Annotated in this window: 13 protein-coding genes; 10 read left to right on the forward strand and 3 right to left on the reverse strand. The window is 41.5% G+C overall.

Annotation, left to right across the window (positions count from 1 at the left end; genetic code table 11):
- Positions 1-19: 19 nt before the first annotated feature.
- From ABGT65_RS07750 to ABGT65_RS07760, 3 genes are all read right to left on the reverse strand, one after another.
- Complete coding sequence (locus ABGT65_RS07750) at positions 20-577, reverse strand: flavin reductase family protein (protein ID WP_346701092.1); 558 nt, start codon at positions 575-577, stop codon at positions 20-22.
- An 805-nt stretch (positions 578-1,382) separates the two neighbouring features.
- Entirely contained in the window at positions 1,383-2,657 is a 1,275-nt protein-coding gene (locus ABGT65_RS07755) for a type II toxin-antitoxin system HipA family toxin (RefSeq protein ID WP_346701093.1), read from the reverse strand.
- Positions 2,651-3,001 carry a helix-turn-helix transcriptional regulator gene (locus tag ABGT65_RS07760; protein ID WP_346701095.1) on the reverse strand — a complete coding sequence of 117 codons (351 nt, stop codon included), beginning with the start codon at positions 2,999-3,001 and terminating at the stop codon, positions 2,651-2,653. Before ABGT65_RS07760 ends, ABGT65_RS07755 begins: the two co-directional genes overlap by 7 nt.
- Positions 3,002-3,372: 371 nt before the next feature.
- Here ABGT65_RS07760 and ABGT65_RS07765 point away from each other — a divergent pair, with 371 nt between their 5' ends.
- The 10 genes from ABGT65_RS07765 (at position 3,373) to ABGT65_RS07810 (ending at position 13,705) form a co-directional block, all read left to right on the forward strand.
- A complete protein-coding gene (locus ABGT65_RS07765) occupies positions 3,373-3,609 on the forward strand; it encodes a hypothetical protein (protein ID WP_346701097.1) in 237 nt (78 codons plus the stop codon).
- Positions 3,609-4,172, forward strand: a complete 564-nt coding sequence (locus ABGT65_RS07770) for an SEC-C metal-binding domain-containing protein (RefSeq protein ID WP_346701099.1) — start codon at positions 3,609-3,611, stop codon at positions 4,170-4,172. The genes ABGT65_RS07765 and ABGT65_RS07770 overlap by 1 nt, the downstream gene beginning before the upstream one ends.
- Positions 4,173-4,271: 99 nt before the next feature.
- Complete coding sequence (locus ABGT65_RS07775; RefSeq protein WP_346701100.1) at positions 4,272-4,745, forward strand: Panacea domain-containing protein; 474 nt, start codon at positions 4,272-4,274, stop codon at positions 4,743-4,745.
- Entirely contained in the window at positions 4,745-5,203 is a 459-nt protein-coding gene (locus ABGT65_RS07780) for a hypothetical protein (RefSeq protein WP_346701102.1), read from the forward strand. The genes ABGT65_RS07775 and ABGT65_RS07780 overlap by 1 nt, the downstream gene beginning before the upstream one ends.
- 370 nt (positions 5,204-5,573) lie before the next feature.
- Positions 5,574-6,908 carry a hypothetical protein gene (locus tag ABGT65_RS07785; protein WP_346701103.1) on the forward strand — a complete coding sequence of 445 codons (1,335 nt, stop codon included), beginning with the start codon at positions 5,574-5,576 and terminating at the stop codon, positions 6,906-6,908.
- Between the two features lie 284 nt (positions 6,909-7,192).
- Entirely contained in the window at positions 7,193-8,077 is an 885-nt protein-coding gene (locus ABGT65_RS07790; RefSeq protein WP_346701104.1) for a site-specific DNA-methyltransferase, read from the forward strand.
- Positions 8,064-9,392: a site-specific DNA-methyltransferase gene (locus tag ABGT65_RS07795; RefSeq protein WP_346701105.1), complete on the forward strand. Its 1,329-nt coding sequence runs from the start codon at positions 8,064-8,066 to the stop codon at positions 9,390-9,392. The genes ABGT65_RS07790 and ABGT65_RS07795 overlap by 14 nt, the downstream gene beginning before the upstream one ends.
- Positions 9,389-11,512, forward strand: a complete 2,124-nt coding sequence (locus tag ABGT65_RS07800; RefSeq protein WP_346701106.1) for a DEAD/DEAH box helicase family protein — start codon at positions 9,389-9,391, stop codon at positions 11,510-11,512. The genes ABGT65_RS07795 and ABGT65_RS07800 overlap by 4 nt, the downstream gene beginning before the upstream one ends.
- A complete protein-coding gene (locus tag ABGT65_RS07805; RefSeq protein WP_346701108.1) occupies positions 11,499-11,690 on the forward strand; it encodes a hypothetical protein in 192 nt (63 codons plus the stop codon). The genes ABGT65_RS07800 and ABGT65_RS07805 overlap by 14 nt, the downstream gene beginning before the upstream one ends.
- Complete coding sequence (locus ABGT65_RS07810) at positions 11,690-13,705, forward strand: AAA family ATPase (RefSeq protein ID WP_346701110.1); 2,016 nt, start codon at positions 11,690-11,692, stop codon at positions 13,703-13,705. Before ABGT65_RS07805 ends, ABGT65_RS07810 begins: the two co-directional genes overlap by 1 nt.
- The last annotated feature ends 71 nt before the right edge of the window (positions 13,706-13,776 follow it).

Consider the following 13,776-nt stretch of genomic DNA (forward strand, 5'->3'; position numbering starts at 1 on the left):
TGATATAGCGGAGATCTCACTATTTTAGTTTCTTGCCGCAGGAGAAGGCCTTGTCAACCGTAGCCCCTAATTCGATATATTCGAGATGGATGGGGTCGAAGCTGATCGGGCGCAACTTACGCAGGTCGATTTCGCCGTCGGTCAGAATGCTTTCGTCGGCTGAGATATTGACGATACGTCCTGTCAGATGGCAGCTTGCGGGATCATAGGAGAGTAGTTCGCACTCGAGCGTCATGGGCAGTTCGTCGATCATCGGGGCATTGACGTGCGCCGAAGGAGTGGCATGAAATCCCGCCCGGGCGAATTTGTCGGGGACTTTATTCCCGGAGACGATACCCGCATAGTCGCAGGCAGCCACTTGATCGACCGTGGCCATGCTGAAGGTGAAGGCACGTGTTGCAAGGATATTTTTCGTGGTTTTATGCCCGGCGGAGAGACAGATCCCGATTGTCTCATCGGTAAACATGCCACCCCAGGCGGCATTCATAACATTGGGCACGCCTTGTTCGTCGTAGGCTGCCACAATCAGTACGGGCATCGGGTAGAGCCAACTCTTCGATCCAAAGTCTTTCTTCATATTGCTTTGTGAGATTAGTCCGTAAATTTTACGAAAATTACAAGAATTTAATGACTCGACAAAATCCGAATCTTGATTTGAAACGGATATCACGATGCTATTTCCCTGAAAACAGTGGATATTGTTGGTAGATATGTATTAAAAAGAAAATGGCCGAAGTATTTTGTCAAGGTGTTGTCTCATTTGTTTTCCGATGCATCATCATATTCTAACTGATTATCAATGGTTTATGATTTAAAAGGTAGACTACTCAAAAATTTACTTGTTTTTTTGCGAAAAATCGAAGATTTAACGTTTTTTTTCATCGACTCCCTCCGAACAGAGGGGGGGGGAAAAAGGCAAAAATAGCTTTTTTGGCCCCGACAGACCCCGTCTGCAAAGACAAGGCATGTCGGGGTTTATTTCGCCAAAAAGGGCTGTAAAATCGAGGCTGGATTCACGGATATTTTCGGGTTCCAATTGATGTATTTGGTGCTTGATTGGAGTGGCCGTTGGGGACGCTTTGAAATCCCGAAATTACTGTTAACTTTGCAGGAGGGAGAGTACGACGGTTCGGGAAAGGGGCGCGGATTGCAGTTCCATGTTCACCTCTCCGGGCCACAGTATAGGGACAGGGCCTCAAGGGCCGTGTACCACCTCCGGGGCGGTGAGTAAAGCCGCCCCGGTTTATTTTATGTCGGAACCATTTCGCCATGGCGCAGCCATCTCTTTTTTCCCTTATTTCGACTTTACTTTAATGAACGTATATGTGAGTACGGGGATAAAGTAAAGTTCATGTAATCTGCAATTTATCTGACCGTGCCAATCAGAAGAAAACCATATTCGGCCGGATCTCTTCGATCATCTTTTGCGGAACGTCGCATTCCCGGGCGATCTCCGGCCACATGGATGCCGCCTGGCAAACCTCGTCGATAATCCGTGCAGCATTCTTGATGTTGTTCTTGGCCGCGCATTCGAGCAGGTCGTCTTTGGTGATGCCGCTGAATTTGCCGTTTATCGACATCTGGTGGGCCGAGGTCCACTGGCCGTCGGGATTGTAGGCGTAGCCCATGTCGTAGGCCGGAGAAAGGTGCCATTTCCCGCCTCTGTCCATCAGGAAAGAGATGTTCTTCGTGTGATCGTCTTGATTGCGCACAACGACATTGAACACCATTCTGCGGAACATCTCCTGCGCCTCCTTGTAGGTGAGCCGCAGTCCGCGCATCACGGCGAACGCCTGTTCGTAGGAGTAGGCCCTGAGGAGCCGGTAATCGAAGTGCGCGATGCCGCAAAGCGTCTGCATGTGCACCTTTGCACCGTTTATCCGGTCGAACCGCTTTGTCAGGAAGTGGGCCCTCCCGTTCTCTTCGATCAGCGAGCATTCCGCCATGTCGATGCCGCACTCCCTCACAAGTCGTGAAAAGGAGTATTCCAGACGCCCGAAGTTCTCCGTCTCCCTGAATCCGGCCGTGGCGGATACGCCGTCCAGCTTGATGATGTAGTAGTCGAACCCGTCGGGAGCCTCGACCTGTCCCGAACGGATCTCTCCGGTGGCTTTGTTGTAGGCAATGATTGCCTTGGCGCGTTGCCCGCCGGCTGAGGTGCCGAGACGCAGAATTTCCGCGATGGCCGCCTTCTTGTCGGAACTGATGTTCACGTTGAAACTTGATTTGTCGGCAAGGGCTTCTCTGGCTACATCCACCAGAGAATCGACCTCTATCCGGATATCCGTATCGACTGCGTCGATGGCCGGTTCAAACTCAAGGGCACCCATGCAGCGTTTGCCAAGAAAGCAAAGCGTCTCGATCGCATTGCCGCTGGTCCGGCCCGTCAGGGCCAGCCACTTCTCAAAAAGGGCACGGCCGTATGTATCCGGCAGGGAATCCGCCAGCATTCCGGGCAGGCCTTTGAAGGTCGTTTTGTCAAGTTCCCCGAAACTGTACACGCGGCCTTCCCTTACAGGCATCATCAGCGGCGAAGGTTCTATGCCCTGTCGCACAAAGTCCGGATCGTACTCGAACTGTGCGATTTCATATCTTTGGTCCCAACGTACCGAGCCTATGGGCTGGCCGTATAGATTGACACGAGCTACGTCTACCATTCCGATTCCTCCTTATTCTCTTTTGTGTAACCTTTGGATGCTCGCTTGCGCTTGGGCTTGTTTGCTTTGCTGGCCAACTCGTAGTATTCGTTCGGGCTCAACTGCTCCTCCTCGACGAGCGGGACGAAGATGTCGAGCTTGCCAAGGGTGCGCAGGACACGGATCAGCGACTCGAAGTTCTTTACCTCCCCGTCCTCCATGCGCTTTATGGTGGAGATGGAGACACCGCTCTTGTCTGCCAGTTCGGCCTGCGACATATTCTGCTTCAGACGTACCGTTTTTATTTTGGCTGCAATCCTGTTGCAAAGTTCGGTGTCTGTTAGTATGTATATGTTGTCCAACATATCAAATCTGATACTTGTTGCGACAAATATAAGAATAAAAGTTCATAAATGAAACTTTGATTAGAAAACTTTAAGGGTCTTATGTGCTACATATAGTTGATAATTGTAGTATATGATATTACTTAGTTTTATATGTTTGGGTATATAACTATAAATTTCCAAAATCTGCATCTTTTTAATAATTCATGCAACGATGGGTGGTAGAAAGTAATCATGAATATAATTTGATGGGTGTAGGAGAGAGGTCTAGAATTGTTAATAGTCTTCCAGTAAATAAGTAATCTTTTTATCTGATTTAAGAAAGCTTAGGACTAAGTTTTGCCTGGTAATAGAAAAATTTGCTATATTTGCAAATAATAAAATTCCCAATTATGTTAGATGTTGAATATAAATATTATCTAGAGCATCAACAGGAATTGCTGAAATTGTATAAAGGACGTTTCATTGTTATTGTCGGGAATTCCGTCGTCGGCAATTATGCTACTCATGTTGAGGCATATTTGGATTCTATTAATAAGTATGATCTTGGCTCATTTCTTATTCAGGAATGTACTGATGGTAATTCTGGATATACTCAAACTTATCATTCACGTGTTATTTTTGCGTAATGTCAGCACTTCCTTTAGCAAAAGCATTCACTCAGCGATATGAGGGCATCACAAATGTCTTGAAAACAGAATGCACGGTATATTCAGCGTTTGATCCTAGAACACCTGTTAAACCGGAGGGCTGTAAGGTGCTTTGTTTGTGGGATACTGGTGCTACTAATTCAGCTATTTCTGCTAGATTGGTGCAAACTCTAAACTTGAAACCGAGTGGGAAGGCTACAGTCTCTCATGCACAAGGTCAAACTGATGTAAATACTTACATGATTAATCTCGTGCTTCCTAATAATGTCGGTGTGGCGTTTTTGCCAGTTAGTGAAGGTATTTTATCTGGGTTTGACATATTGATAGGGATGGATATTATTTCTCGAGGTGACTTTTCATTATCTTGCTCAAATGGGAAAACAGTATTCTCTTTCCAAACGCCATCAACACATGAGGTTGATTATGTGACAGGTAAAATGATTCGATCTCCAATGATAAAATCAGATAAGGAACCAGGCAGGAATTCTCCATGCCCTTGTGGAAGTGGAAAGAAGTATAAGCATTGTTGCGGGAAGCACTAAGTTATTATGAATAGAGATGATATACTGACACTCAAGGCGGTAATTCTATATATTCTGAAGAATTGTTCCGCTCATGTGAGTCGCAATGTTTATTACATTGTGAAAACTGCTTTTGTGGCGCAACAAAAGCATTTGGCAAAATATCTTTGTCCTCTTTTTGAGGACAAGATTATTGCTTTGCAATTTGGGCCAGTTCCCTCAAATATATACGACGTTTTGAAAATTGCGCGAGGAGATTCGAATGCTATGTATTTTCATCGGAACGATGATCTTTGTTTAGTATATGATTCAATATCATTCTGTGATGAAGTTTTTACAGCAAACGAGGATCCTGACATGAATTATTTGTCTACATCTGCGGTAGAATGCATTGATGAAGCTTTACGTGAGGTGTCGGAAATGACATTTGATCAGATTGTACGAACAACGCATGGAGAGGAGTGGACTCGCGCGTTCAATAATCCAAATTGCAAAGAAATGAGCTATCTTGCAATTGCCAAAGAAGGAGGAGCAAACGATTCTTCAATATCCTATTTGAAAGAAAATCTAGAACTTGATAGTTCGCTCAAATGATGAAATTAGGCGAATCCTCATCTGTTTTCAAAGGATTGTCCATTAATCAAGGTAGTGTTTTTAAGATGACACTTTATCCGAAAGATGGTGTAACTCCTCAAAAAGAGGGAGATAGATCTCGTACAAAATACTTCGTGGTTATTGGCAAAGATAGTGATTCAATTTTGGTTGGGGCACTTTTAATTAACACGGAAGTTAATGTCAATTTGATAACGGTGATCGCTCCATATCAGTATTGTATATATCCGAGTGATTATGACTTTCTTGGTAGCAAGTGTCGATATGTAGATTGTTATAGAATCAAAGAACTATCTTATGAACGGATAGTTTCAGAAGGAGAATATATTGGTATAATTTCAGATGCAGATATGGCTCATGTTATTGATTTGGTAAGAAGATCGCCAGTTAACAAGCCATTAATATTGAGGAAATACGGGACCTTCAATGTTGCTAAGTAAAATGAACGACTGGACAACTGCATCGTATCGAGGCTCAAAACGCTTTGAAGTGTTATCGTGTGTCCATACTTCGGGCATTGAAGCATTCTATTTTAGAGGCATTCCCCGATGAACAATTGATAGAACATTGGGGATACGATGATGCCGGTATCCCGCTGAACAGATAAATGAAAACCGTCGGAGAGTCCTTACCAAGCTTTTCGACGGTTTTTGTTTTGGATGCTTCAATCAAGAAAAGGAGAATGGTAAATGAAGATACAATACATGAGCTATCTGCACTTAAATAAGGTGTGGTATGTCTTGGAGAACGAACACCTTGCGAATGGGTTTGATCCGGGAAAGTTTACTAAGATTTAATGAACATACAGAGATGAACGAAAGAATGAGCATAGGTAGAAAGTTCTTTGCCGATTTGGCGAAGGAGGTTGGCCTGAATACCTATCACTTGGATGTGTTGGGCGAAAGGCAACATTGGGAGATTGTCGTTGGCGGCGATATGCTGGAACGGTTGGTTGGTATTCAGCGCCAATTCGAACGGCTGGCCGTGATGGGCGACGATGAGTACCGGGGATTCTATATCGAGGTGCCGCGGCCTGCGCCGGAAGAGTGGGGCGATGCCGAGGAGTTGATTGCTTCGGGGGAATATGACAGCCGGGAGGCGTTCCTTGCGGACTGGCTTGCGTTCAACCCGATGGAGACGCGGTGGTTCCATGTCGCCTCGACCCGATACGGGGATTCCCGGTCGCTTCGTGTTACGGACCGGAAACGTACCATGTTCATCATCACGAACTGTCCTGCTTGTGCTGATGGGGCCCCTGATGATGCGTGGTGCAGAGATATTCTCACACGTCTCTTCGACTATCTGCAGCGGCTGATTGATGTTGTTGTTGCGGATCCCGACAGATTCAATGACTATGTGGCGCACAACCTGCCGTACCAGCAGCGTACGGGACGGATCGCACAGAAGGAGTTTAACCGTATAGTACCGAATTCTAAAATTGAGGTGGAAGATAAGGAAACGGCCATCAAGGCTTTGGAAGATTCGGTCCACGGGCGTTCTGTGCCACCCTTGGAGACCATGACTATCCGGCTGTATTGCACCTATTTCCGCATTGCCAACGAGGCGTATGAGGCTTACTACCGGAAACGGGGCGCCAGCGAACGTGTTTATGAAGATCCGCAGGATGTCCCAGAAGAGCTGCGGGATGTAGCCTACTACAAGCGGATGAAGTTCGTGTATGTGGAGACCCTGTACGACATTGACAGTCCGGCGGATTTCATACGGTTTGCAACGGATCACTACGGTGAACTGGGACTTTCTCGTCTGAATATCTTTGCCTTAAACAAGCACCAGCAGGGCTGGATGATTGTTGTCTCTAATAGCTATTCGGCTAATGCCGGACTGGCTATTGAAGTAGCTACCGCCTTGTATAAGGCCGGAGCGCCGCTGTTGATATTCGATGCAGAGAGACTCCTGCGAATCCTGCGGGAGGAGGATTGGGTACGGCTGATTCCCAGTTCCTTTCACAACTATATGGGCTATCAGGAGGAGGGCACCGTCTACGAACTGCCGTGGGAATACGAATGCTCGGACGATGGCGATTCGCCCCTGACTCGGGAGCAATATCATGCGATTGTCTCGCTTACTGAATGGCAGCCGGAGGAGCGCGTGAAACCCATCATTTGGCAGGGCTGTGGTAATTAGCAACTTGGCTTATCTCTATGCGAGGGCGTATAGGGGTATGCCACGTTTTTGGGAAGGGTGTGAGTTTGATGGCGATTATTTGGATAATTTATCACAAATATTAGTTTTGACATTGCTTGATATGTGTGTTAATTTTTGAGAAACACAATAATAAACTGGATTCTTATATGTGAATTTCTTATCTTTGTAAGATATAGTAATTGTGCAAGGTGCCGTTAATTCTTATCAGTTAAATAACGCTACTAATATAAATGAGTTGCAATCATAAATTGATTGATATAAATATGAAGCCGGAAGAGATTCAAAATAGGATAATAAATGGAAGATGCGAAGAGGTATTAAAAAATCTTGATGATGATAGTATTGATTTTATTCTAACATCTCCACCATACGCTGATAAAAGAAATTACGCTATTGAAAATACTTCTTCGTCTCCTGCAGAATATCTTGATTGGTTTAAACCAATGGCAAAAGAGATCTATCGTGTTTTAAAGAACGATGGAAGTTTTGTTTTGAATATTAGTGACAAGGTAGTAAATGGCGTCCAGCAAATATATGTTTTTGAATTGGTCGTATACCTTTGCAAAGAACTCCATTTTCATTTAGTACGCGATTATATTTGGTATAATCCGGCAACTCCGCCTAATATTTATTCTACGGGGAAATATGGAAGAACAAAAAAATCTCATGAATATTGTTTTTGGTTTAGTAAATCAGAGAAGTGGACTTTCAATATGGAGCCGATTCGGAAACCTTATAGCAAGGATATGCAGAAGTTCCTCGACGGTAAAGGGAAAGGGGGTAGAACTGAGAATACTCGCCCCAGTACCCATAATTTTAATTGTGGAATAAAATGGAAAAATAACGGGGGATCTGATCCTGGAAGTGTGATTTCTATTGGCAATACGAATAGTAATGATTTATTCTTTAAACTTTGCAAAGAAAGAGGAGTGAGCCACCCGGCAAGATTCCCAGAAAAGCTAGCGGAATTCTTTATTTTGGCAGGGACCAATGAAGGCGATATCGTTCTTGATCCTTTCTCTGGTTCGGGAACAACATGTTTAGTTGCGAAACTCCATCATAGACGTTGGATTGGAATAGATGCTAATAATGATTATTGCGAACTCGCAACATTAAGAATTGAGCGTGAGGGGGATGAAAAGGAATAACAAAGATTATATTGTTGAATGTGTTGATGGGGCAAAAGGAATTTTGTCTCTCCCCGATAAGTCTATCAAATTGGTTTATGGGTCGCCTCCATACCCCAATGCGGATCGTAATTATGGTAATTGGTCTACTGCGGAGTATATCGATAAAATATCGCCTTTTATCGATGCCGCATGTGCAAAGCTTCGTGACGATGGCTTTTTGGTTATTAATGTTAAGGCTAATAGAGAGAAACCTCGCAAAGGAATAAATAGTACTCGATCTCTGATTGTCGAAAAATTAGCGATTGAATTAGAGGAAAGATGGCATCTCTATTGTGTGGACATTGAAATATGGATTAAAGATAATCCTGTCCCTACAGGACTCCGTGTCGCTTGTCAAGATGCCTATGAACAGAATCTATGGTTTTCTGTTAGCCCACAATGGAAGATAAATATTGATGATATTCGGAGAGAATATGATGCTGAGACATTAAAGGCGTATGCTCATAATGAGTTTAAACCTCGTGCGAATGGACTTTCTTATGTGAGGAAAGCCAAACATATAAAACCGAATCCCAAAGGAGCACTTCCTCTTAATGTTATAAAGGGAAGTGTGTCATCTAAACAATCAGAACATCAGGCTGTGCAACCAGGATACCTTCCTGCTAAATATATTAAAGCATGTACGAAAGAAGGAGATTTGGTTGTTGATCCATGGCTTGGATCCGGGACTACTGGGTATGAGTGTTTGAGGCTTGGACGACGTTTTGCCGGATACGACATCAGCAAGGAGTATGTTGAATATTCGAGTCATTCATTAGATATCTTATCGGAGGAATTGGCTATGGTAAGCAAAATATCCAAACAAAGGGAGTCTATTCAGCGGAAGTTTGTTCAATCTCTTGGGGGTGCAGTTGTGGAACATAGTGCCCTTAACGAAAGGCCTTTAAAACTTAAGCTTTCGAGCCCAATCCCAATCGAATTGCTTATTTATGCATTCCCTGCAACGAACCCACCTGGAGGAAGGAGTATTCATGAGTATAAGTTTAATTTGAATGTTCCCAATCAAGAAAAAGGACAAAGAGGTAATTTTGATTCTTCTGCATATGCTCTGTTAGTCTCATATGTTGAAGATTATGACGTGTTTGTCTTGTATGATGCGGAAAAGCATAAAAACTTCTCTTATAATGCTAATGTCCAGTGTAAAGATGATTTAATCCTACGTGCTATGCAAGAGAAAGTTGCTAGGGGAGTTAAAACAAATGGAGAGGTGTTGTATGCTGCACGGGCAGAGTATTTATCTAAGGCTATTAAAGCAAGATTAATTGGAGAATGAACAAAAAGATCAAATATGAGGACCTTGTTTTAAAAAGGACATATAACAAGGTAAATGATAATATTGCAGAGGAGTTTTACATCCCCTGTATGTCTGCAGCCACCTCATATGATCGTCTATCAGGTTATTTTGGTAGTACAATTTATATAATTGCATGGAATGCTCTTAAGGATTTCGTCCATAATGGAGGAAAAATGCGAATTATTTGTTCTCCATGCTTATCTGACGAAGATATTAAAGCGATTAAAACAGGAGAGTTAGCAAAAAAAGATGAAATTTTGCATCGTGCGTTAGTAGAGGAAATAGACTCTCTTTTTGCTAGTAGCGAGTTGGAAAAACCAAGTCAAGTGCTTGCATGCCTCATTGCTACGAATGTAATTGAAATAAAAATTGCGTATGGAGAAGGTGAGGGGGATATTAAAAGGCTTTTCCATGATAAAGCCGGCATATTCTATCAAGGTGATAATGCTATAATGTTTAGAGGTTCATTAAATGAAACATTTAAAGGACTTTCAGATGATGGAAATTTTGAATCCATAGATGTGTTTACTAATTGGCAAGAAAGCAATGACAGAGAAAGAGTCGGAGATACTCAAGATTATTTTGAAATGCTTTGGAATAATAAAGCTCCAAAGATTGAGATAACTCCATTGCCTGAGGATATTAAGATCCGGTTTAAAGACAAAATTGCCAAAGTACATTGGGAAACATTAGTCGAGGAGATTAAGGTTAAGGTTGATTTGGCGCGGTATTGGTCTGCTGATAAATCATTCGAAAGGTTGCCAAGAAAGCATCAAATTGATGCTTTAGAAAAATGGGTAAAACAAGAACATCGTGGAATTTTTGAACATGCTACGGGTAGCGGTAAGACATATACTGCAATTTGTGCAATAAGGAAAGCGCTAGAAGAACATAAGAGTATCATTGTTTTAGTTCCTTCAACTGATTTATTATCGCAGTGGGATAAAGAAATAAGGCTTGCTTTGTCGGACATCAATCTTCGAATTATTTTATGTGGAGATGGTCATAATGCATGGGATAAAGAAGGCGTGTTAGAGGCCGCCACGCAAAAAAGCGATAAAAACAATACGGTTGTCATATCAACAATGGATACGGCTGTTATGCCTAGATTTATACAACGAATAAAACAAGGAGGGCATTTATTTGTTGTAGCTGATGAGGTTCATAGAATGGGCAGCTTGAATAGACGAAATTTTTTCGTAATAGATGCCGGTTACCGTTTGGGGCTTTCTGCGACTCCGCGTAGATATGGTGATCCTGAAGGTACTCAAGCCATTATAGAGTATTTTGGGAAAATAATAGAACCTCCATATACTTTAAAAAATGCCATTGACGATCAGGTGTTAACCCCATATTATTATCGGCCTAAAGTTGTGCAATTGACCTCATTTGAGCAGCAAACATGGAATGAACTTACAGAGGAAATAGGTATACGATATGCAAGGTGTGCCCATGACGCATCATATTCTTTTTCCAATGATCAATATATGCAATTTCTTTTGTTAAAAAGATGTCGTATTATCAAGAAAGCCAGAGGAAAAGTTGCATTGGCAAAGCAAATAATCGAGGAAGAATATAGTAGTGGGCAGAGGTGGATTATATATTGTGAAGACAAGGATCAATTACATGATGTATTAAAAGAAATATCAACAATCCCAAATGTAGATGCATACGAATACTATGCAGATATGCCAGGGGATAGAAATGCAACATTGAGTTACTTTAATGATTGTGGTGGAGTTATTGTTTCTATAAAATGTTTGGATGAAGGTGTTGATATTCCCGCTACTACACATGCTATAATCTTGGCCTCGTCACAGAATCCGAGAGAGTTCATTCAGCGAAGAGGTCGAATTTTGCGGAAATATGCAGGTAAGTATTATTCTTGGTTGTATGATGCTGTTGTTGTCCCAGACTTTTCAGATAAAGTCGATGAAATTAGACGGAATGATATGGTTGTGACAGAGTTGGCTAGATGTATACAATTTGGAATGTGGTCAAAAGATCCGTCTTGTATTACTCAATTAAGAATTATTGCATTAAAACATAACATAGATGACACATTATTAACTAATAATATCGACCATGAAAATGAGTGACGAATTAAATAAGATCAGAGATATCTTAGAAGAAATCCGGTCGAGTAAACATCCGGATATTCCCGCTCAATTTATTGAGGCGGTTCTTAATGCTCAGATTGAGAATATGGATGATAGTTCTAAATCACAAAATGCTATTCGAATAGTTATAGATAATGCCATTAAATCAAAGTCATAATGTTACGAATTAATAAACTTATCATCGACAACTTTGGCCCATACCAAAATAACCAGATTTTGGAGTTCCCTGCCGGTGATGGTGTTACATTTGTCTGGGGCGAGAATGGCGTGGGAAAGACGTCGCTACTTAATTGTATTCGTTTTGCCTTATGGGGAATCGTATACAATAGAAATTACGAGGAGTGCCAATTGGCAAAATTCGTAAATATTGATGCAGTAGAGGCTCAGAAGAATATGAGTGTTAAGCTTTTTATGACATATGATAATGAAGATTATGAACTTACCCGTATGCTTAAAAGACTGCCTGGCACTTCTGGGAAAAATGATTCGGATTATGAGCATAAGTTATATCTAAAACATTTTGGGTCTATGATGAGTCAAGATGAAGCTGAACACTTTCTTAACACAGTCTTGCCAGAAAAAATATCTCGTTTTTATTTGTTCGACGGCGAATTATTAAGACAGTATGAGAATCTTCTTGAAGATTCATCATCAAGTAGTGATGTTATCAAGACTTCTATCGAAAATATTTTGGGCCTTCCCATTCTTGAAGGGGCAAATAAAAACCTTCTGAGTATAACTACGATATACCAACAGATATACACTAAAGTTTCAGCCGCAAACGAGAGAACAAAAAATGATTCATCTGCGTTGTCTGGGTTTTTGTTGCATGATGAGGAACTTAAGAAATCTCTAAAAGAGATGAAAGAACAAAGGATGAAACTTCAAAGTGAGATCTCTGAGATCGAGGATGCTTTTGCTGCAAATCAGAGGTACGCAGAATTACTTGCCCAAGAAAGAGAAAAAAAATCTCAGATTGAGACAAATCGTCTTCTTTTAGAGAATGAGGTAAAAGACCTTAAGGCAAAAATGAAATTTGCCTGGAGTGTTATTTTTGATAAGGTAATCCAAGAGATTATTGACACGAAAAATGAAGAATTAAATTCTTTGTTATCCCGTATTGGGGATATTAAGACAAAAGAGGTCATTGTTGCAATATTAGATAAAATTGTTAAAGGAGAAGTCTCATCGTGTCCGGTATGTAATAATAATCTAACCATTGAAGATATATCTAGTTTGCGTGAAAAATTGGCAATTTTAAAGAAGTCGGACGAATCAAAGAATTCGGAGGAAATAATGTATGCCAGGCAAATTATAGATAGATTTAGTGGCTTCAAAAAGAATGTTGATAAAGAGTCCCTCATAAATTTATTAAATAATATTTATTCTAAACAGTCTACGATAAGTTTGGATGAGGTTGATTTAGCTGAGATTAAGAAGAAAAAAGCGGGGTTCCATAACTCATCTACAGATACAGAAATTTTGGGACTACAACCAATGTATAAGAAAAAACTCCAAGAATTGACCTTATTGGAGGAGGGTATAACTAAGCAAGAGGAGGCGATCTCAGAAAATCAGGCTTCGATTGAAAAATTAAATGCTAAGATTTTAAAACAATCAAATGCTGATGGCAAAAAGGCTTCTGAAGATCTTGCGTTTTGCAAGGCTGTTCAAGAAATATTTGAAAAGGCCGTATCGAAGTTTAGAGAGGATTTGAAAGATCGAGTGCAGGCTGATGCTGAAGATATATTTACAAAGATATCTCACATGCCAGCCTATAAAGGGTTAAAAATAAATGATAACTATGGGCTTGAGATTGTGACAAGCAATGGTCGGATTGTTCCCAATCGTTCGGCTGGATATGAGCAGGTTGTAGCCCTTTCCCTTGTAGGAGCATTGCATAAGAATGCCCCCATTTCAGGACCTATTGTTATGGATTCTACATTCCAGAGAATTGATCCGAGGCATAGAAATAATACATTGAGATCGCTACCTGTCCTTGGAGAACAGATTATCGTGCTTGCATATCCGACTGAGGTTAGTCAGAGTGATGCCAAAGATCTGTTGTCAGGGAAATACTTGAAAGATATCTATCTTAAGCAAAAATCTGAATTTGAAACAGAAATAGTTCCTATGTTTACGATCCGAGTAGACCGCACCGATAGCGGATAGAAGAAAAAAGCTATCGAGATTTTGGTTAGATTAAAGCAGCCAAACCTTAACTAACTAAAATAGCGATAGCC

The sequence above is a fragment of the uncultured Alistipes sp. genome (genome assembly GCF_963931675.1).
GTDB lineage: Bacteria > Bacteroidota > Bacteroidia > Bacteroidales > Rikenellaceae > Alistipes.

Bases quoted from the DNA above. Each gene is read 5' to 3' on its own strand.
- ABGT65_RS07790 (WP_346701104.1), top strand. From the start codon at position 7,193: ATGAAGCCGGAAGAGATTCAAAATAGGATAATAAATGGAAGATGCGAA.
- ABGT65_RS07780 (WP_346701102.1), top strand. From the start codon at position 4,745: ATGAAATTAGGCGAATCCTCATCTGTTTTCAAAGGATTGTCCATTAAT.
- ABGT65_RS07805 (WP_346701108.1), top strand. From the start codon at position 11,499: ATGAAAATGAGTGACGAATTAAATAAGATCAGAGATATCTTAGAAGAA.
- ABGT65_RS07810 (WP_346701110.1), top strand. From the start codon at position 11,690: ATGTTACGAATTAATAAACTTATCATCGACAACTTTGGCCCATACCAA.
- ABGT65_RS07760 (WP_346701095.1), bottom strand. From the start codon at position 3,001: ATGTTGGACAACATATACATACTAACAGACACCGAACTTTGCAACAGG.
- ABGT65_RS07795 (WP_346701105.1), top strand. From the start codon at position 8,064: ATGAAAAGGAATAACAAAGATTATATTGTTGAATGTGTTGATGGGGCA.
- ABGT65_RS07755 (WP_346701093.1), bottom strand. From the start codon at position 2,657: ATGGTAGACGTAGCTCGTGTCAATCTATACGGCCAGCCCATAGGCTCG.
- ABGT65_RS07750 (WP_346701092.1), bottom strand. From the start codon at position 577: ATGAAGAAAGACTTTGGATCGAAGAGTTGGCTCTACCCGATGCCCGTA.
- ABGT65_RS07800 (WP_346701106.1), top strand. From the start codon at position 9,389: ATGAACAAAAAGATCAAATATGAGGACCTTGTTTTAAAAAGGACATAT.
- ABGT65_RS07765 (WP_346701097.1), top strand. From the start codon at position 3,373: ATGTTAGATGTTGAATATAAATATTATCTAGAGCATCAACAGGAATTG.
- ABGT65_RS07785 (WP_346701103.1), top strand. From the start codon at position 5,574: ATGAACGAAAGAATGAGCATAGGTAGAAAGTTCTTTGCCGATTTGGCG.
- ABGT65_RS07770 (WP_346701099.1), top strand. From the start codon at position 3,609: ATGTCAGCACTTCCTTTAGCAAAAGCATTCACTCAGCGATATGAGGGC.